The sequence below is a fragment of the Duganella sp. genome (assembly GCF_039595735.1).
In the GTDB taxonomy this organism is placed as follows: Bacteria; Pseudomonadota; Gammaproteobacteria; order Burkholderiales; family Burkholderiaceae_D; genus Rugamonas.
The window spans coordinates 93,301-113,408 of the sequence record NZ_JBCNLB010000003.1 but is presented as its reverse complement, the minus strand read 5'-3'; the positions used below and the strand labels follow the sequence as shown (position 1 = coordinate 113,408).

General features: G+C 65.7%; 10 protein-coding genes. 4 read left to right on the top strand and 6 right to left on the bottom strand.

Annotation, left to right across the window (positions count from 1 at the left end; translation table 11 throughout):
* Nucleotides 1-32 precede the first annotated feature (32 nt).
* A complete protein-coding gene (locus tag ABDW57_RS07940) occupies nt 33-2,849 on the bottom strand; it encodes an ATP-binding protein (RefSeq protein WP_343729666.1) in 2,817 nt (938 codons plus the stop codon).
* Between the two features lie 103 nt (nt 2,850-2,952).
* On the opposite strand from ABDW57_RS07940, the gene ABDW57_RS07935 reads away from it, so the two are divergent.
* Nucleotides 2,953-3,582, top strand: a complete 630-nt coding sequence (locus ABDW57_RS07935; protein WP_343729665.1) for a LysE family translocator — start codon at nt 2,953-2,955, stop codon at nt 3,580-3,582.
* Between the two features lie 130 nt (nt 3,583-3,712).
* Here the strand turns inward: ABDW57_RS07935 and ABDW57_RS07930 are convergent, their stop codons facing one another.
* Complete coding sequence (locus ABDW57_RS07930; RefSeq protein ID WP_343729664.1) at nt 3,713-4,423, bottom strand: YceI family protein; 711 nt, start codon at nt 4,421-4,423, stop codon at nt 3,713-3,715.
* A gap of 374 nt (nt 4,424-4,797) precedes the next feature.
* Nucleotides 4,798-7,452 (bottom strand): M1 family metallopeptidase, encoded by a 2,655-nt coding sequence (locus ABDW57_RS07925; protein WP_343729663.1) that lies wholly within the window; start codon nt 7,450-7,452, stop codon nt 4,798-4,800.
* Between the two features lie 124 nt (nt 7,453-7,576).
* On the opposite strand from ABDW57_RS07925, the gene ABDW57_RS07920 reads away from it, so the two are divergent.
* Entirely contained in the window at nt 7,577-8,245 is a 669-nt protein-coding gene (locus tag ABDW57_RS07920) for a glutathione S-transferase N-terminal domain-containing protein (RefSeq protein ID WP_343729662.1), read from the top strand.
* The gene (locus ABDW57_RS07915; RefSeq protein WP_343729661.1) at nt 8,242-8,865 is read left to right on the top strand and encodes a glutathione S-transferase family protein; all 624 of its coding nucleotides are present in this window, start codon (nt 8,242-8,244) and stop codon (nt 8,863-8,865) included. Before ABDW57_RS07920 ends, ABDW57_RS07915 begins: the two co-directional genes overlap by 4 nt.
* 86 nt (nt 8,866-8,951) lie before the next feature.
* On the opposite strand, the gene ABDW57_RS07910 is transcribed toward ABDW57_RS07915, so the two are convergent.
* The 3 genes from ABDW57_RS07910 to ABDW57_RS07900 are packed head-to-tail and all read right to left on the bottom strand — an operon-like array spanning nt 8,952 to nt 16,714.
* Nucleotides 8,952-9,956, bottom strand: coding sequence for a CheR family methyltransferase (locus ABDW57_RS07910; RefSeq protein WP_343729660.1), 1,005 nt, complete (start codon nt 9,954-9,956; stop codon nt 8,952-8,954).
* Complete coding sequence (locus ABDW57_RS07905; protein WP_343729659.1) at nt 9,944-14,830, bottom strand: HAMP domain-containing protein; 4,887 nt, start codon at nt 14,828-14,830, stop codon at nt 9,944-9,946. Before ABDW57_RS07905 ends, ABDW57_RS07910 begins: the two co-directional genes overlap by 13 nt.
* A gap of 3 nt (nt 14,831-14,833) precedes the next feature.
* The gene (locus tag ABDW57_RS07900) at nt 14,834-16,714 is read right to left on the bottom strand and encodes an EAL domain-containing protein (RefSeq protein ID WP_343729658.1); all 1,881 of its coding nucleotides are present in this window, start codon (nt 16,712-16,714) and stop codon (nt 14,834-14,836) included.
* A gap of 227 nt (nt 16,715-16,941) precedes the next feature.
* On the opposite strand from ABDW57_RS07900, the gene ABDW57_RS07895 reads away from it, so the two are divergent.
* Nucleotides 16,942-20,088, top strand: a complete 3,147-nt coding sequence (locus tag ABDW57_RS07895) for a CHASE domain-containing protein (protein ID WP_343729657.1) — start codon at nt 16,942-16,944, stop codon at nt 20,086-20,088.
* The last annotated feature ends 20 nt before the right edge of the window (nt 20,089-20,108 follow it).

Genomic DNA, 20,108 nt, shown 5'->3' with positions numbered 1-20,108 from the left:
TGGCGGAAAACCGCCAACTCTGCTGGCGCGGCCTAGGCCGCGGCCGCGCGCAGGTCGGCGCAGGCCTTGTCCAGCACCGCCTCCACCGCCGGCAGCATGCCGGTCACTTGGCCCAGATCGCCGGCGTTGGCGGCCGCCTCCATGGCGTGGCACAGGGTATGCAGCTGGGACGAGTTAAGGTAGCCGGCGCTGCCCTTGAGCGCGTGGATGGCGGCCGCCGCCGCGCCGCTGTTGCCGGCCATGACCGCCGCGCGCGCCGTCTCCAGCCGGCGCGGCGCCTCGTCCAGGAAGGCCTGGGTGATGCGCTGCATATGTTTGTGCGACATCCCGGCCAGCGGCATGATCTGCACCGTGTCGGCCGCTGCCGCCGGCGCGGCCACGCCAAACTGCTGGTCCAGCGCCGCCAGGCGCTCGGCCGCCAGCCGCGTCGCATTGGCCGGGCGCAGCGGACGGCCGCGGCTCAGGTGCTGGGCGATCACCTTTGCCACCTGGTCGTACAGCAGGCGCTCGTCGACCGGCTTGCTGAGGAAGCCGTCCATGCCGACCGCCAGATAGCGCGCGCGGTCATGGTCGCTGGCGTTGGCGGTCAGCGCGATGATCGGGATGTCGGGATCGAGCACCCGGTAATCCTCGCCGCCGCCGGCGCGGATCAGGCGCGCGGCCTGTTCGCCGTCCATCATCGGCATGCGGCCGTCCATCAGCACCAGATCGTAGGCGGCGCTGCTCAGCGCGTGCAGCGCCTGCAGGCCGTTTTCCACGATGCGGATGTCGTGCCCCATGCCCTCCAGCAGGGTGCTGACGATGATCTGGTTGGTGCGCACGTCTTCCGCACACAGCACGCGCAGGCGGTAGGCGTGGTGCTCCTTGCGCGGCAGTGCGGCCGGATCGGCGGCCGGCGCGCTGCCCGGCAGCAGCGGCAGCGTGAAGCTGAAAGTGGAGCCGGCGCCAACCCGGCTTGCGGCCGCGATCGAACCGCCCATCAGCTCCACCAGCTCCTTGCAGATGGCCAGTCCCAGGCCGGTGCCGCCGTAGCGGCGCGTGGTGGAGTGGTCGGCCTGCTCGAATTTCTGGAACAGCCGTGGCAGCGTTTCGGCCGGGATGCCGGGACCGGTGTCGCTGACATCGAAACTGACGCTGGTGCGGCCGTTGGCGGTCTGCAGCGCCGACACCTCCAGCCGCACTTCGCCGCGGTCGGTGAACTTGATGGCGTTGCCCAGCAGGTTAAGCAGGATCTGGCGCAGGCGCGTGGGGTCGCCGCGCACATAGCGCGGCAGGTCCGGCGCCAGTTCGTAGCGCAGCAGCAGGCTCTTGGCGTCGGCCTGCTGCTGCAGGATGCCGACCGCGTCGTCGATCAGCGTGATCAGGTCGAAGTCGACGGTTTCGATCGACAGGCGGCCGGCGTCGATCTTGGAAAAGTCCAGGATGTCGTTGAGGATGGCCAGCAGCGACTCGCTGTTCTGCAGGCCGATGCGCAGATACTCCTCGGTGCGGCCGCGCACCGACTGGTCGCGCAGGGCGAACTTGATCATGCCGATCACCCCGGCCAGCGGCGTGCGGATGTCGTGGCTCATGGCCGACAGGAAGTCGATGCGGTGGCGGCTGACCACTTCCGCGTGCTCCTTGGCCTCGGTCAGCTCGGCGGTGCGCTCGTTGACGCGCTGTTCCAGGTTGTTGCGCAGCAGGCGGATCTGGTCGGCCAGCGCAAACGCCAGCAGCACCCCATCCAGCGTGCCGCCGAGCAGCGTGAACAGCTGGGCGTTGGCCACCACGGCCGGTATCAGCCCGAGATTGGCCGGCAGGATCAGCAGGCCCGGGATCATCAGCGCCACAAAGCCCAGCACAAAGAAGCGCGCCGGGTGGTAGCCGCGCCGCCAGACCAGAATGCCGGTCACCAGCGCCATGGTCATCCAGATGGTGATCACCACGGTGGCAATGGTGTGGGCATAGCTGAGGAACAGGAAGCAGCTGGGCAGCGTCACCAGCGGCAGCACGATGTTGACGCGGCTCAGCGCATACAGGCGCGGCGCCTGGTCCTTCAGGCGCAGGAAGGTGGTGTAGAACAGCGTGCTCAATACCGGCAACAGGAAGAACGGCACGTAGTGCCAGTGCAGCTCGTGCCAGCCAAACAGATCGGCCGACAGGTGGAAGGTCATGCCCCACGCCACCGCATAGCACAGCACATACAGCGAGTAGTACAGCGAGGAGCGCTCGCGCGTGATCGAGTAGATGAAGAAGTTGAACACCGTCAGCGCCAGCAGCGCGCCGGTCGAACCGATAATCAGCACATTCTCCCTGGCCACCAGCTGCTGGTAGGCGCTGCGCGGCAGCACCGAGAATACCGGCGTGCGCGCGTAGTAAGGGCTGGAGAAGCGGATCAGCACATGATAGCGCTGGCCCGGCTGCAGGTCGATGTCCTTGCCGTAGTGTAGCAGGTAGGAGTGCGGCTGGCGGTAGCCGGTCAGCATCTGGTGGATGCTGCCATCCTCGCCGTAGACCTGGATATCGACCATGTCGATCAGCGTGTCGTTCGGATCGATCACCCACTGCGGCTGGCGGCTGTCGTTGCGCAGCTCCGCATACAGCCAGTAGCTGCCGCCCAGCAGATCGACGCGCGGCGCCGGCTGCAGGCGCGCCAGCATGGCAGGCAGGCCGGCGGCGTTGATCGGATAGGGCTCGCCGCGGTCGGCATACAGCTGGCCGGCCTTGGCCAGGTCGATGCTGGTGCTGGTGAGGGCGATGGCCTGCGCCCGCGCCGGCGCCACCCACAGCGCCCATGCGGCCAGCAGCAGAAGCAAAGCAAAGCGGGGCAGGTGCGCGCTGAGGCGGTGGATCGTGCTCGCTTTACTCATCAGGGTTCCGTGCGCCGGCTATCCGTAAAAGGTGGTAACAGCCATTTTAAACGAGAAATTAACGATTTGGTATGATGGCGGCTTTGCACCTCAGGAAACCATCTTGTTAATCTCACCCGAACAATTCATAGGATTTCTCAGCGCCGCGCTGCTGATCACCATTTCGCCCGGCCCCGACAACCTGATGGTGCTCAGCGTGGGCATGTCGCGCGGGCGGCGCCAGGGCATGATGTTTGGCCTCGGCTGCGCGCTGGGCTGCCTGAGTCACACCGTGCTGGCCACGCTGGGCGTGGGCGCGCTGATCAAAGCCTCGCCGCTGGCCTTCGGCGCCTTGAAGGTGCTCGGGGGAGCATATCTGATCTGGCTCGGCTACGGCGCACTGCGCAGCCGTGGCGGTGCGCGCGTGGAGGGCGCCGCCTTGCCGGATGAAAGTCTGGGCAAGCTGTTCACCAAGGGCCTGTTTGCCAACGCCATCAACCCCAAGGTGGTGCTGTTCTTCCTGTCCTTCCTGCCGCAGTTCGTGGTGGCCGAGCGCGGCGACGCCGGCTGGCAGACGGCGCAACTGGGCCTGCTGTTCACCGCGCAGGCGATTGTGCTGTTTGGCTTGCTGGGCTATTTTTCCGGTGCGGTGGGCGCGTGGATCAACCGCACGCCCAGCGCCGGCAAATGGATGGACCGCGTGGCCGGCGCCATCTTCGTCGGCCTCGGCCTGCGCCTGATCATCGCGCGCTAAAAAAAGTGTGTTCGGCAGCGTCCATGTCATCATGGCGTCATGCGTGGAGGAGATACTGTCTCTGCTCTTTCAAGTCTCTCCCGATTTGAAACCTTTAGCCCGCGCCTTACCAAGTGCCGCGGGCTTTTTTTTATCGGGCGCTCAGCTCGAAGCGCACTTCCATCTGGTCCTGCACCGCCATGGCGCCAGCCATGACCGAGAAGGGCGTCAGGCCGAAATCCGTCTGTTTCAATGTGGTTGTCCCGGTGACGGTGATGACGCCATGTTCTTCGCGCAGCGTCACCGGCAGCGCCAGCGTGCGCGTCACGCCGTGCAGGGTGATCGCCACCTGCAGCGGCTGGCCGGGCGCGCCGCGCTCGGCGTGCACGCGCACCAGCGGATAGCGCTCGGCGTCCAGCACCTTGGTCAGCATGTTGTGGCGGGTGCCGGCGATGGCGTCGGCCGAGGGCTGCCGGTCCAGGCCCGCGATCTGACGCAGGTCTGCTTCATCGACTTTCATCTCGTCCAGCCGGAACGTGAAATCGGCGCGGTTTTGGCGCGGCGCGACCGTGCCGCTGATGGCGTGGCTGGCCACCACGTGATCGTGCCCGAGCCGCGCCAGCACGCCGCCGCGCCGCACGGTGACCACGATCAGCGAGCGCGCGCTGTCGATCCGCAGCAGCGGGCCGGCATCCGCAGCCTGCGTTGGCGCCGGCGCAGCGGCCGGCATGACCGGCTTCGCCGCAGCGGCCGGTGCGGGCTGCGCCGTCTGCGCGGGCTGCGCTGCCGGCGGCGGCAGCGGCGAGCAGGCGGCCAGCGCGCACAAGGCGAGGGCCGCGAAAGTGATTTGTCGATGCGTCATTTGGCCGTCATATTGTCCAATTATTATCGCTTGCGCTGGCGACAGCGTGTTCTGCCCGGCCCCGCATCCAAGACGATGCGGAACACCACAGAGCATAGCTCAGCAGGCTGGCCGGTGGCCTGAAACACCGGCACCATCTGCGCACTCTCCATTCTTTCAGCTTCCTTAATGAAGTCCTAAGCCTGCCCTTGCCGATCGGTGGCAAAGTAGCACCCATAGCGCAAGGTTAAGCCCGGCGCCCGGTTGCCGGACCGATCAAGCCCGGCACAAATTTCGTCCAGTCGACAGCATCGTCGCCGGACCACCGCACATCCCCACGCTCTCGAGCGTTTTGCGACCAGCACCATCTCACGATGATGCTGGTTTTTTTTTGCCTAGCCGGCGTGCTGCGCCAGCCACGCGTCGATCTGCGGCAGGCGCTTGCTGCGCACCTTGATGCGATACTCGACCGCGGCGATGGCGGTTTTGGCGTCGCCCTGCGCATCGGCCGCCAAGCGCTGTCTGGCGTACGCCCGCAGCTTGCCGATCATGGCCGGATCGGCCGAGTGCTTGCCGAGCGCAGCGAAGTAACGGCTGCGCGAACCGCCTTCCACCTTGCTCTCCACCTGCGCATAGTGGGCCTGGGCGAAATCGAAGGCCAGGTCCGGATGGCGCACCGCCACGCTGCTGATCATGGCCGCGCTCAGGGTGGCGCCCGGTTCGTCGGTCAGCGCCAGCGCCAGCGCGCGCTGTGCCAGCGCCTTGTCGCGCGCGGACGCCAGCAACTGGTACAGCTCGATGCGCGTCATATTCGATTGCTCCGCCTTGGCCGTGGCGTGCAACTGTTCCCACGTGGCGGCATCGGCGCTGGCGGCAATCACCATCAGCACCGGGCGCCGCAGCGCGGCCGGCAGCGCGCTGGCATCGGTGGCCGAGGCGGCGTAGCGGCGGCGCGCTTCCGCAATCACGGCCGGGTCGCCCACCTTGCCCAGTGCACTGATCAGCGTCTCGCGCAGATTGGCCACCGGCGCCGCTTCATCCGCGGCCGCATCCCAGCCGATGCGGGCCAGCACCGGCGCCAGACGCGCGCGGGCAAAGCGGTCCAGCGCGGCGCGCTGTTCCGGCTGGTCTTCATAATGGTCGCGCAGGCCGGCCAGCACCTGGGCGATGCGTTCCCACACCTCTGGCGCCGCGTTCAGCGGGGTGCGGCTGGCCAGCTCCAGGAAGCCGGCCGCCGGCGCTTGCCCCGACAGGCCAAGCGCCCAACTATCGGCCAGCAGGCCCAGTTGATCGATGGCCGGCAGCGCGGCGAAGCTCTCGGCCAACGCGGCAAACGCCGGCGGCGCGTACTGCACGCGGTAGTAGCCGCCCTGGCCGGCATTGGCCAGCACCGGGCCGCAGCCGGGCAGCGTCAGCGTGGCCTTGCCGCCGCTGACCACAGTGCGCGCGGCCGCGCCGCCAACCGTCTGCGCCACCACCGGCACGCGCCAGCGCAAGGGCTGCTTGTTCTCCTGATCCTTGCTGTATTCGCCCTGCGTCAGGCGCAGCGTGGTCTTGCCGTTCTTGCACACCGCATCGGCCACGCGGATCAGCGGCACGCCCGGCTGCAGCGTGAAGTCATGCGCGATCGCCGTCACCGGCTTGTGCGCGGCCTGTTCGATCTCGCGCCACAAATCGTTGGACACCGTGTTGCCATACGCATGCTTTGCCATGTAGCTGCGCACGCCGGCGCGCCATGCATCTTCGCCCACGTAGTGCTCCAGCATGCGGATGACCGATTCGCCTTTCTGGTAGGTGATGTCGTCGAACGCCTGGCTGGCCTGATCGACGTTGCTGATGCGCTGTACCACCGCGTGGGTGGTGGCCAGCGCGTCGCGTTCCATCGCCGTCTCGCGCGTGGTGACCGCGCGCAGCGGCCAGTTCCATTCCGGATGCAGGCGGGCGGTGGTGCGCGACTCCATCCATGAGGCGAAACCTTCGTTCAGCCACAGATCGTCCCACCACGACATGGTGACCAGATCGCCAAACCACTGGTGGGCGATCTCGTGCGCGGCAAACACGAAAGTGGTTTGCCGATCCGCCTGGGTGGCGGTGCGCGGATCGAGCAGCATGCCGAATTCGAAGGTAAAGATCGCGCCCCAGTTTTCCATCGCGCCGAACGACTGGCTGCGGCCGGGCGCGGCGATGTTGTCCAGCTTGGGCAGCGGATACTTGACGCCGAAGTAATCGTTGTACTCCTTCAGCACCGCGCGCGAGGTGTCGAGCGCGAACTGCGCCTGCGCCAGCGCGCCTTTCTGCGTCACCACGCCCAGTTCCACGCCATCTTCCACGGCGGTGGCGCGATCAAACTCGCCCAGGCCAAAGAACAGCAGGTAGGTCGACATGCGCGGTGTGGTGGCAAAGCGCACCAGCTGGCGGCCATCGGCCAGCCGCGTGCTGGAAGCAACCGGCATATTGGATACCGCCGTCTGTCCTGATGGGATGGTGGCCTCCAGCGCGAAGGTGGCCTTGTAGAATGGCTCATCCCAGGATGGAATCATGCGGCGCGCGTCGGCCGCCTCGAACTGCGTGTACAGCGCGCGTTTCCTGGCGCCGCCGTTGTCATAGTCGAGCGAGAACAGGCCAAACGGCTGGTTGCCGATCGCCCCGGTGTAATCGAGCTTGAGCTGGTAGCTGCCCGGCTTGAGCGCTGCGGCAAAGTGGAAGGTGGCAGTCTGCTTTTGCGCATTGACGTCGATCTTGCTGGCCGCCTGCGCCGCCTGGCCCGGACCGGCGCTGATGGCGGCCGCGCTGAATTTGAGGTCGGCGGCGTTGAGCGTCAGGCTGCTGGTGGGCTGCCTGACCTCCAGCGCGATGGTGACACTGGCGCTGAAAGTGCTGCTGGCCGCATCGGGAGTGAGCGAGACCGCGTAATGGGTCGGCACGGCGTTGCGCGGCAATTGGGTGGTGACCTGCGCGGTTTTGGCGGCAGGCGCGGCGGCCAGGGCAGGGGCGCCGGCGGACATGCCCAGCATCGCCATCACGGCGAGCGAAATCAGACTGCGTTGCATGCTTATCCTTTTTATAGTGAGGAGCCTCGTGGGCAAGCGTGCAATCTACGGCGAAGCGCATGCGCTGTCAAACCCCAAATGGGATTATGATTTGGCCACGCCCACCACTACAAAAGGCTGAGACATGATTGATCTGTACACCGCGGCCACGCCCAACGGCCACAAAATCTCGATCGCGCTGGAAGAGCTGGAGCTGACCTACACGCTGCACGCGCTGGACCTGTCGGCCGGCGAGCAAAAGCAACCGTGGTTCCTGGCGATTAACCCCAACGGCCGCATTCCGGCCATCGTCGACCGCAGCGAGGACAACTTCGCCGTGTTTGAATCGGGCGCCATCCTGATCTACCTGGCGGAGAAAACCCACGAGTTGATGCCGACCGATTTCAAGGGCCGCTCGCGCGTGCTGCAATGGCTGATGTTCCAGATGGGCGGCATCGGCCCGATGATGGGACAAGCCAATGTGTTTCACCGCTATTTCCCGGAGAAGATCCAGCCGGCCATCGACCGCTATCAGGGCGAGAGCAAGCGGCTGTTCCGGGTGCTGGATGCGCACCTGGCGCACCACGAATACCTGGCCGGCGAATATTCGATCGCCGATATCGCCAACTGGGCCTGGGTGCATACGCATAACTGGTCGGGCGTGACGGTGGACGACCTGCCGCACCTGCAGCGCTGGCTGGCGGCGATCGCCGCACGGCCGGCGGTGCAGCGCGGGATCATCCTGCCGCCGCGCGCCGAACGCGCCGATCCGGCCACCGTGCGCACCATGCTGGAGACGGGGCAATCGCGATGAAATTCTATACTTCCCTGCGCGCGCCGAATCCGCGCCGCGTGGCCATGTTCATCGCCGAAAAAGGCCTGACTGGCATCGAGCAGGTGAACATCGACCTGGGCGCCGGCCAGCACCGCAGCGCCGACTACCTGGCGCGCAATCCGTTCGGGCGGGTGCCGGCGCTGGAGCTGGACGATGGCCGCATCCTGTGCGAAACGCGCGCCATCTGCAGCTGGCTGGAAGGTTATGCGCCGGAGCCCAACCTGATGGGTGAGGGCTACGACGAATGCGCCTTCATCGAAATGGCTGACCGGCGGGTGGAACTGCACCTGTTCTATGGCATCGCCAACTGCATCCGCCACACGCATCCCGGCCTGGCGGCGCTGGAGCAGCCGCAGTTTCCCGAATACGGCGCGGCACAGGGCGAAAAGATGCGCGAGACTGCGCGCTGGCTGGATCAGGTGCTGGCCGCGCAGCCGTTTGTGGCCGGGCAGCGCTTCACCATCGCCGACATCACGGCGTTTTGCGCGCTGGAGTTTGCCCGTGGCCTGCTGCGGTTCCGGCCCGGCCAGGAGGGCATGCCGCATCTGCAGGCCTGGCGCGACCGGATGGCCGAACGGCCCAGCGCGGCGGCCGCATAGCTGCCGTCATTCCCGCGCAGCGGGAATCCATAGGCCGCATGCCGGCCAGCGCGACATGGATTACCGCCTGCGCGGGAATGACGCTGTCATGCCACGCGCTTGTACCAGGACTGGTGCGCCAGCAGGGGTTTGTAATGGCGCGCCAGCGGGTCGTGCTCGTCCAGCGGCCGATCCAGCGCCAGCGTGCCGAACGGCGCCAGGCTGTCATCAAACAGCTGCAGCACGCGCCTGCGCAGCGCCGGGCCAAAGTCGGGCAGGGCACGCTGGCCGAGGATCATCTGGAATTCGTTGAATGAGGCATCGGTGACCAGGTTGTATTGCGCCCAGGTGATGCGGCTGCTCAGCTGCGGCTTGAGCACCGCGTGCAGGCCGTCGGCACTGACCTCGAAGTAGTCAATCAGCTTGCCAATGCCGCCGCTGCGCACATAGTTGGCCTGCAGCTCGCCCAGGCGCGCCATCGGCAGGCTGGCTTGCTGGGCTTCGGCCAGCATGGCGTCGCTGGCCACGGTGGCATAGATTTCGGTGCGCGGCGCCAGCTGTTCCTGCGCCAGCAGGATGGCCAGCGTCCACGCCTGCTGGGCGCCGGCGCAGTCGGCCAGCCAGACGCGCGGCAGGGCGGCGCCGTGCAGGCAGACGCCCAGCGACAGACGCAGCATCGACACTTCCAGCGCGTTGTCAAACATCAGCGCTGGCGTGACGTACAAGGCGCGCAGCAGGGCGTTGTAGGCCTGGTCGTCGTGCAGGATGCGCGACTGCAGGGCCGAGATGGTGGCCAGGCCCAGCTCCCCGCGCAACGCCTGCACCTTGCGCGCCACCACGGCGCGGTCGTAGCCGCGGAAGTCGTAGCCGTGGCATTGGAACAGCGCCTCCAGCAGCAGCTCCAGTTCCAGTTCCTCGACCGAGGACGGCGAGTGCCGCCGCCCCGCGCTGCCGGCCGAGACGATCAGCGGCGCGCCGCCTGCAGCAGCGGGTGCGGTGCCTTCCGGCGGGCTGTCGTCCGGCGGCCTGGCCTCGCCGTCGCCGGCTGGCGGCGCGGCGCCGGTCAGGGCGGCCTTGATGGAGGCGAAGATCGACGACATCAGTGCAACCACACGCGCATCAGCGACAGCAGCTGCGCCACGTCCACCGGCTTGGTGATGTAGTCCGACGCCCCGGCCGCGATACATTTATCGCGGTCGCCCTTCATCGCCTTGGCCGTCAGCGTGATGATCGGCAGCGACTTGAACTTCGGAATGCGCCGGATCGCGCGCATGGTGTCGTAGCCGTCCATCTCCGGCATCATGATGTCCATCAGGACGATCTCGATGGTCGGATCGCGCTCCAGCACCTCGATGCCATCGCGCCCGTTCTCGGCAAACAGCACCTGCATCTGCTGGCGCTCAAGCAGCGAGGACAGGGCAAAGATATTGCGCAGGTCATCGTCGACGATCAGCACCTTGCGTCCGGCCAGTCCGCCTTCGGCCGCGTGGATCTCCTCCAGCATGCGGCGCTGCGCCTCCGGCAGGCTGGCCTGGGAGCGGTGCAGGAACAGCGCCGTCTCGTCCAGCAGCCGCTCCGGCGAACGCGCATCCTTGATCACGATCGTCTTGGCATAGCGCTTCAGCTTGGCCACCTCCTTGCGGTTCAGGTCCTTGGCGGTATTGATCACGATCGGCACATCGCGCAGCGATTCATCCTTGCCGATGATGTCCAGCAGATCGAAGCCGCTGATGTCGGGCAGCGTCAGATCCAGCACCACGCAGTCGAAGTGCTGCTCGCGCAGGGCGTCCAGCGCGGCCTGCCCGGTTTCCACCGCGACGATATGAATATCGACGTCGCCAATCAGCGCAATGATGGCGTCGCGTTGCGCCTGCTCGTCATCCACCACCAGCAGGCTGCGCTTGCCGCCCAACAGGAACTTCTGGATGCGGCTGAATTCCTCCTGCAAGACTTCCTTGCTGATTGGTTTGTTCAGGTAGGAGATGGCGCCCAGGCGCAGCGCGCGTTCGCGCTCGCGCAGGCTGGACATCACGTGCACTGGAATGTGGCGCGTGCTTGGGTCGCGCTTCAGGCGGTCCAGCACCGTGAAGCCGTCGATATCCGGCAGGTCGAGATCGAGGAAGATCGCCGACGGCAGATAATCACGCGCCAGGCTCAACGCCGAATCGCCCTGCATGGTGACGATGCCCTTGAAGTTTTTTTCGCGCGCAAAGCCCAGCACAATCTGCGAGAAGCGCTCGTCGTCCTCGATGATCAGGACCGACGGATCGCCTGGCGCCACCAGTCCGCGGTCGTCGCTGCTGCTGTATTCGTCCAGCTCCACCTCGATCTCATGCAGGTTGCTGACCACTTCTTGCTCCGGGTGCGGCGGCGTGTACACCACCTGCGGTGCCGGCGTTGGCATCCGCACCTGCGGCGCGCGCACGGTTTCATAATTGATGAAGCCGGCGCGGTTATACGGCAGGAACAGGGTAAAGGTCGAACCGCTGCCGACCACCGACTCCACCCGGATCTCGCCGCCCAGCAGGCGCGCCAGCTCGCGCGAAATCGACAGACCCAGGCCGGTGCCGCCGTACTTGCGCGCGGTCGAACCGTCGGCCTGCTGGAACGCTTCAAAGATCAGCTGCAGCTTGTCGGCGGCGATGCCGACGCCGGTGTCGCTCACCGCAAACGACAGCACCGCATCGGCGTGCAGCAGGTTGGGGTGGTCGCTGGTGAAGCCGCTGTTCACCAGACTGATGACCAGCGACACCTGGCCATGGGTGGTGAACTTGAAGGCGTTCGACAGCAGGTTTTTCAGCACCTGCTGCAGGCGCGTGGTGTCGGTCATCATGGCCGTCGGCAGGCTGTCCTTCAGCTCCACATAGAAGCCGAGGTGCTTGGCCTCCGCCATGTGGCGGAAGGTGCGGTCGACGTAGTTGCGCAGATTCTGGAAGCGGTACTCGGAGATGTCCAGGGTGACGGTACCGGATTCGATCTTCGACAGGTCCAGAATATCGTTAATCAGCGTCAGCAGGTCGGAGCCCGAGCCGTGGATGGTCTTGGCGAATTCCACCTGCTTGTTGGACAGGTTGCCGTCCGGGTTGTCGCCCAGCTGCTGCGCCAGAATCAGCAGCGAGTTCAGTGGCGTGCGCAGCTCGTGCGACATATTCGCCAGGAACTCGGATTTATATTTCGACGACAGCGCCAGCTGGGTGGCTTTCTCTTCCAGCGCCAGTTTGGCCTGCTCCACCTCGCGGTTTTTCCGTTCCACCTCGATATTCTGCTCGGACAGCAGACGGGCTTTTTCCGCCAGCTCCTGGTTGGTCTGCTGCAGTTCCTGCGCCAGCGACTGCGACTGCGTCAGCAGCGACTCGGTACGGCTGTTTGCCTCGATGGTGTTCAGCACCACGCCGATCGATTCCATCAGCTGGTCCAGGAAGGACAGGTGGGTTTCGGTGAAGCGGTCCAGCGAGGCGATCTCGATCACCGCCTTCACCTGCTGCTCGAACAGGATCGGCAGCACCACGATATTGGTCGGCGGCGCCGCGCCCAGGCCGGACGACACCACGATGTAATCACGCGGCACGTCGGTCAGCCAGATGCGCACCTTCTCCAGCGCGCACTGGCCCACCAGGCCTTCGCCCGGCAGGAAGGAGGTCGGCAGCTTGCGGCTGGAGCGGTAACCATAGCTGGCGATCATGCGCAGGCGGGCGTCGGCCTCCTGCGAATCCATCATGTAGAACACGCCGTGGTGCGCCGACACCAGCGGCGCCAGCTCGGACAGAATCAGCTTGGTCACCGCCTGCAGGTCGCGCTGGCCCTGCAGCAGACGGGTGAAGCGCGCCAGGTTGGTCTTCAGCCAGTCCTGCTGCGCGTTCTTCAGCGTGGTGTCCTTCAGGTTACGGATCATCTCATTGATGTTGTCCTTCAGGTAGGACACCTCGCCGCGCGCTTCCACCTGGATGGAACGCGACAAGTCGCCGCGCGTCACGGCGGTCGCCACTTCGGCAATCGCGCGCACCTGGTTGGTCAGGTTGGCCGCCAGCTGGTTGACGTTTTCGGTCAAGTCCTTCCAGGTGCCGGCCACGCCGGACACGTTGGCCTGGCCGCCCAGCTTACCTTCCGTACCCACCTCGCGCGCCACACGGGTCACCTCGGAGGCGAAGGAGGACAGCTGGTCCACCATCACGTTGATGGTGTCTTTCAGTTCCAGGATCTCGCCCTTCACGTCCACCGTAATTTTCTTGGACAAGTCGCCGCGCGCCACCGCCGTCGTCACCGCCGCGATGTTACGCACCTGGCCCGTCAGGTTGGACGCCATGAAGTTCACGTTGTCGGTCAAGTCCTTCCAGGTGCCGCCCACGCCCGGCACGTAGGCCTGGCCGCCCAGCTTACCTTCCGTACCCACCTCACGCGCCACGCGGGTCACCTCGGATGCAAAGGAGGACAGCTGGTCCACCATCACGTTGATGGTGTTTTTCAGCTCCAGAATCTCGCCCTTCACGTCCACCGTAATCTTTTTCGACAGGTCGCCATTCGCCACCGCCGTGGTCACGTCCGCGATGTTGCGCACCTGGCCCGTCAGATTGGACGCCATGAAGTTCACGTTGTCGGTCAGGTCTTTCCAGGTGCCGGCCACGCCGGACACATTGGCCTGGCCGCCCAGCTTGCCCTCGGTACCCACCTCACGCGCCACGCGCGTCACCTCGGATGCAAATGAGTTCAACTGGTCGACCATCACGTTGATGGTGTTTTTCAGCTCCAGAATCTCGCCTTTCACGTCCACCGTGATCTTCTTCGACAAGTCGCCGTTGGCCACCGCCGTGGTCACGTCCGCGATGTTGCGCACCTGGCCCGTCAGGTTACCCGCCATCGAGTTCACCGAGTCGGTCAAGTCCTTCCAGGTGCCGGCCACGCCTTTCACCTGCGCCTGGCCGCCCAGCTTGCCCTCGGTGCCCACCTCGCGCGCCACCCGCGTCACCTCGGATGCGAAGGAGGACAACTGGTCCACCATCACGTTGATGGTGTTTTTCAGTTCCAGAATCTCACCCTTCACGTCCACCGTAATCTTCTTCGACAAGTCGCCATTGGCCACCGCCGTCGTCACCGCCGCGATGTTACGCACCTGGCCGGTCAGATTGGACGCCATGAAGTTCACGTTATCGGTCAAGTCCTTCCAGGTGCCGCCCACGCCCGGCACATACGCCTGGCCGCCCAGCTTGCCCTCGGTGCCCACCTCACGCGCCACGCGCGTCACCTCGGATGCGAAGGAGCGCAACTGGTCCACCATCACGTTGATGGTGTCCTTCAGCTGCAGGATCTCGCCGCGCACGTCCACTGTGATCTTCTTCGACAAGTCGCCGTTGGCCACCGCCGTGGTCACCTCCGCGATGTTACGCACCTGCGAGGTCAGGTTACCCGCCATCGAGTTCACCGAGTCGGTCAAGTCCTTCCAGGTGCCGGCCACGCCTTTCACCTGCGCCTGGCCGCCCAGCTTGCCCTCCGTACCGACCTCGCGCGCCACGCGCGTCACTTCGGAGGAGAACGAGGACAGCTGTTCCACCATGGTGTTGGCGGTCATCGCCGCGCGCAGGTACTGGCCCTTCAGCGGGTGGCCGTCCACTTCCAGCGCCATGGTCTGCGACAGGTCGCCTTTCGCCACCGCGCCGATCACGCGCGCCATTTCGGAAGTCGGCCGCACCAGGTCATCGATCAGGGTGTTGACCGAGCTGATGATGGTGGCCCAGCCGCCGGCCGCATGCGGCATCTCGGCCCGTTGCGTCAATCGCCCCTCGCGACCCACCACGCGACTGACCTCGGTCACCTCGCGCACCATGCGTGCCTTGGTATCGATGATGTCATTCAGCGTGTCAGCAATTTTGCCCGCCATGCCTATCCAGTCGGAGGGCATGCGCACTGAAAAGTCGCCTTTTTTCAGCGCCATCAGCGTAGACAGCAGCACTTTCGCGTCCAGTTGTTCACCCAGGTCGGTCATATCGTTCATGGCTTATTCCTCATTGCTTAGGAGGGTAGGTGTGTTGAGATTGGCATCGCCGCTGGTTTGCTCCAGCAGGCCGGCCGCCGGCAGCGGCGGATAAAACAGCGGGCCCTGACAGGTGTGGCAGCCCAGTTCCTGCAGCACTTCCAGCTGCTGGCGGGTCTCCACGCCCAGCGCCACCACCCGCATCGACAGGGCGCGCGCCAGGTGGATCACGGCCGCCACGATGTCGGTGCCGCCTTCGTCGTTGCCGATGCCGTGCACGAAGCTGCGGTCGATCTTCAGGGTGTTGAGCTGCCAGCGCTTGCAGGCCGCCAGCGAGGAGCGCGCGCTGCCGAAATCGTCCAGCGCCAGGCGCACGCCGGCGGTCTGCATCTGCGTCAGCAACTGCGCCAGCGGCTCGCTGGCGCCCAGCAGCAGTTTTTCACTGAGTTCGATGCCGATGCTGCCCGGCGCCAGCCCGTGCTTGCGCATGGCCGGCAGCAGCATCTGCAGCAGTTCGGCGTGCAGCTGCGGTGTCGCCAGGTTCAGCCAGATGCACAGCGGCGGCGCCTGCATGCTGTGCGCGCTGGCGCTCAGGCTTTGCCACAGCGAGACCTGCGAGCAGCACTGCGCCACCACCCAGGCGTCCACCCGGTCCAGCAGCGCGCGTTCCTGCACCTGCGGCAGGAACTGCGCCGCTTCCAGCGCCCCGTGCATCGGATGGCGCCAGTACAGCAGCGCCTCGGCGGCGATCACGCGCCCGCTGTTCAGGTCCACCTGCGGTTCGTAGCGCAGCTCCAGCTGGCCGGCCGCCAGGGCCTTGCGCAATTCCAGCGTCCAGCGCTCGCGTTCGCGCTCGCGCACATTCAGCGCCTCGTGGAAGAACTGCACCGGCATGGCGGCATTCTGCTTGGCGTGGTACATGGCGGTATCGGCGTTTTTCATCAGCGCCTGGGCATTCGGGCCGTCCTGCGGATACAGGGCGATGCCAATGCTGGCCGCCGTCTTCAGCCGGTGGACGCCGATCTCGAAGGGCAGGGCGCAGGCCATCTCGATCTTGCGCGCCACGCGCGCGGCGTTGGCCGAAGCCGACTTCCCCTCGATCAGCACCACGAATTCGTCGCCGCCCAGGCGCGCCACGATGTCGGCCACCCGCACCGCCGCGGTCAGCCGCGCCGCCACCTGGCGCAGCAGCTCGTCGCCGGCCTCGTGGCCGTAGGTATCGTTGATCGGCTTGAATTTGTCGAGGTCGAGGAACAACAGCGCGAAGCCGACGCCGCTGCGGTCCGAGGTGGCCACCGCATGCTCCAGCTGCTGGATCAGGGCGCGGCGGTTCAGCAGATTGGTCAGGGCGTCGCGCGTGGACAGGTCATGCGCGCGCTGCTCGGCCTGCTTGCGCTCCTTGACCTCCAGTTCCAGCTCGGCGTTGATGCGTTCCAGATCCTGCAGGCGCTGCACCCGCAAGTCCTGGTTGAGGCGCGCCAGTTCCTCGGTCTTGATGCGCAACTGCATGTTTTTCTTGGCCATCTCGACAAACACGTCCACCTTGGCCTGCAGGATTTGCGGGATCACCGGCGTGAACAAGTAGTCGACGGCGCCATGCTGGTAGGCCTTGAGGCGGTTCAGCTCGTCAGCGTAGTGGGCGGTGATGAAGATGATCGGCGTGCCGGCCGAGCGCGGATGCGAATGGATGGCCTCGGCAGTTTCAAAGCCGTCCATGCCCGGCATGCTGACGTCCAGCAGGATCACGGCAAACTCGTGCAGCAGCACCTGGCGCAACGCTTCCTTGCCGGAGGCGGCAGTAATCACTTCATATAAATGTGGGTCGGCAGCGTCGAGCAGCAGGGTTTCCAGCGCATACAGGCTGGGCTGGTCGTCGTTGACGAGGAGAACTTTTGGGATTTGCACGGTGGCTGGTGACTGTTTTGGACGGAAAAAGATGACTCTATTTTATCGTTTTAATAACTCGGCTTCCAGCTTTTCCAAACCTTAAGATATTATCGAAACTAAATTTTCCTGTGCGCACGATTGAGGCCGCGTAGTCGCCAAATTCTCACCAATTCTTGCACTGGTTCCCGAGCAGCATTAATAGTATCCTGCTGTGATGCAAAATATTCCTTGCCGAGTGATGCCGTATGCTGAAAACAGCTAACCGGAGAAAAGCGGTCACCAAAACACGCCTGATTTTCTGGGGCGTGGGCTGCGCCTTGGCGGCCGGCGTCGGTGCGCTGCTGTACAGCGCGGCGGCCCGCACGGTCGACGACGATGCCGGCCAGCGCTTTGAAAATCTGGCGCGCAGCACCCAGTATGGCATCTCGGCCAGGATCAAATCGTATTCCGACCTCACGCGCGGACTGGCCGCCTTGTTCCAGACCTCGGACCAGATTTCGCGCCGGCAGTTCACCCAGTACGTCGCCAGCCTCGATATTCCGCGCTATTTCCCGGCCATCGAGGCGCTCAACTGGGCGCCGGTGGTAAGCGACGCCCAGCGTGACGCCTTTGTGGCCGCCGTGCGCGCCGAGGGCTATCCCGACTTCGACATCACGCCGCCCGGCCGCCGCGACCAGTATGCGGTGCTGACCTATCTGGAGCCGGCCGCCATGCTGTCCGAGCGCCACGGCGTCGATCTTGCCGCCAACCCGGCGGTGGCGCGCATGCTGGCCGCCTCGCGCGACAGCGGCCAGGTGGCGTCTTCCGGCCAGCCGATTGTGGTGCGCCTGCCGACGCCGCATTTCGGCCTGGGCGTGCGCCTGCCGGTGTACCGCCGCGGCATGCCGACCGGCACCGTGGCCGAGCGCCGCGCGGCCTATCTCGGCTCGGTCGGCGCTGGTTTCAGCATCCCCAGGCTGGTGCAGGGCGCCATCGATGAAATGACCGTGCGCCAGGTGCACCTGACGCTGTACGCCGACGGCAGCACCGACGTCGAGCAGCGCCGCCTGGTGATCGAGCAGACCGACCGTCTGCTGTTCAACGACACCGGCGCCATGGTGGCCACGCCGCTGCCGGCCGCCGAGCGGGAGCAGATCTTTGAAACGGTGCTGCCGATCGACTTCAACGGCAGCTTGTGGAAGGCGCAGTTCCAGGTCCGCAAGGAGGCGCTGCTGACCAGCTTTGACCTGTACTTCCCGTGGATCGCCGCGCTGACCGGCTTTGCCGGCACGCTGCTGCTGTACAGCTATGTGTTCGTGCTGTACGCCTCGCGCCGGCGCGCCATCAAGCAGGGGCTGTTGCTGGACACGGTGCTCAACAACGTCGATGCCCATGTCTACATGAAGGACCAGAATCGCCGCTACCTCTACGTCAACGCGCGCATGGCCGAGTGCATGGGATTGCCGGCCCACGAGATCGTCGGCAAGCTGGATCGCGAGCTGATGCCGGATCAGGCGGCGGACGCCCAGTGGGCGCTGGAACGGCCGGTGTTTGCCGACGGCGTCAAGCGCTCCGGCGAGGTGCAGTTTGTCGGCCGCGATGGCGTGCTGCAGCATCTGTGGACCGTCAAGGTGCCGGTCGAGCTGGGACGCTCGTTCACCGCGGTGATCGGCCTGGCCACCGACGTCACGGCCCTGCACAAGCTGAAGGAGGAAGCCGATGCGGCCAACCAGGCCAAGAGCGACTTCCTGTCGAATATGAGTCATGAGATCCGCACGCCGATGAACTCCATCATCGGCATGGCGCACCTGGCGCTGAAGTCGGTCACCCATCCCAAGCAGCGCGATTACCTGCAGAAGATTTACCACTCGGGCCAGCATCTGCTGGGCATCATCAACGACATTCTCGACTTCTCCAAGATCGAAGCCGGCAAGATGGACCTGGAGGTGCTGGACTTTACGCTCGACACCCTGCTGGCGAACATCTCCAGCCAGCTGGGCGAGAGCGCCCATGCCAAGGGCCTGGAACTGGTGTACGAGATCTGGCCCGGCCTGTCGCATCAGCTGCGCGGCGATCCGCTGCGGCTGGAGCAGGTGCTGCTCAACTTTGCCGGCAACGCCATCAAGTTCTCTGAAAACGGCAAGGTGATCATCCGCGCGCGGCCGCTGGAGGAGCGCGACACCCACATCATGGTGCGTTTCGAAGTGGTGGACCATGGCATCGGCATGACGCCCGAGCAGGTGGCCAAGCTGTTCCAGTCTTTCCACCAGGCCGACAGCTCGACCACGCGGCGCTACGGCGGCACCGGGCTGGGGCTGGTGATCAGCAAGCAGCTGGCGGAACTGATGGGCGGCGGCGTCGGCGTCGAGAGCAAGCCGGGCGAGGGCAGCACCTTCTGGTTCACCGCGCGCCTGGCCAAGGGCGTGCGCTTCCTGCAGCCGAATGACGAATCGGTGCAGCCGGATGTGCTGGACAGCATACGCGGCGCCGCCATCCTGCTGGTGGAGGACAACACCTTCAGCCAGCAGGTCGGGCAGGAGCTGCTGGAGGATGCCGGCGCCACGGTGTGCGTGGCGAATAACGGCAAGGAAGCCATCGACCTGCTGCTCAAGGAGCGCTTTGATTGCGTGCTGATGGACGTGCAGATGCCGGTGATGGATGGCTATGAGGCCACGCGCCTGATCCGCGCGCATCCGAAATTGGCGGCCACCCTGATCATCGCCATGACCGCCAACGCCGGCCGCGACGACCAGCAGCGCTGCCTGGACGCGGGAATGGACGAATTTGTCACCAAGCCGATCGCGCCCAAGCTGCTGTTCAACATGCTGGCCAAGTGGATGAGCCAACGCACGCGCACGGCCGGCAGTATCACGCGCAAGCCGGCGCCGCCGCCGCCGTCGTACTTCTCGGCGCCGCAGGGCCTGAGCGTGCTGCCGTCGCCGCCGGTGTTCGTGCCGCGCCAGATGGCGCCGTCGGCGCCTGCCGCCGCGCCGGCGTCGCTGCCGCCCGCTGGCGCGGCACCGTCGCCAGTCAGCGCGCCAGCGCCGGCCAGCGCCGCGCCAGCCGAACTGTTCGACGTGGCCGCGCTGGCGGAGACGTTCGGCGGCAAGCCGGACAAGATGCGCAAGTACGCGCTGCTATTCCTGAGCTCCGCGCGCGATAGCCTGGTCGAAATCGATGCCGCGCTGGCGCGTGGAGATCTGGTCCAGCTGTCCGAACTGGGCCACCGCACCAAATCGGCCGCGCGCGCGGTGGGCGTCATGCAGTTCGGGAACCTGTGCTACGCGCTGGAGCAGGTCCGCAAAGACCCGGACGCCGGCAACGCCAAACGGCTGGTGGCCGAACTGCACGCCATGCTGGACCTGCTGGACCAGCACATCGCGCAGGAACTGCTGGCATACGCCCCGGGCTAGAGCGATAATACGGCTTCGAT

What these genes read in the sequence shown, in the direction of transcription:
- ABDW57_RS07940 (WP_343729666.1), bottom strand. Translation starts at nt 2,849, where the DNA reads ATGAGTAAAGCGAGCACGATCCACCGCCTCAGCGCGCACCTGCCCCGC.
- ABDW57_RS07930 (WP_343729664.1), bottom strand. Translation starts at nt 4,423, where the DNA reads ATGACGCATCGACAAATCACTTTCGCGGCCCTCGCCTTGTGCGCGCTG.
- ABDW57_RS07925 (WP_343729663.1), bottom strand. Translation starts at nt 7,452, where the DNA reads ATGCAACGCAGTCTGATTTCGCTCGCCGTGATGGCGATGCTGGGCATG.
- ABDW57_RS07920 (WP_343729662.1), top strand. Translation starts at nt 7,577, where the DNA reads ATGATTGATCTGTACACCGCGGCCACGCCCAACGGCCACAAAATCTCG.
- ABDW57_RS07915 (WP_343729661.1), top strand. Translation starts at nt 8,242, where the DNA reads ATGAAATTCTATACTTCCCTGCGCGCGCCGAATCCGCGCCGCGTGGCC.
- ABDW57_RS07905 (WP_343729659.1), bottom strand. Translation starts at nt 14,830, where the DNA reads ATGAACGATATGACCGACCTGGGTGAACAACTGGACGCGAAAGTGCTG.
- ABDW57_RS07895 (WP_343729657.1), top strand. Translation starts at nt 16,942, where the DNA reads ATGCTGAAAACAGCTAACCGGAGAAAAGCGGTCACCAAAACACGCCTG.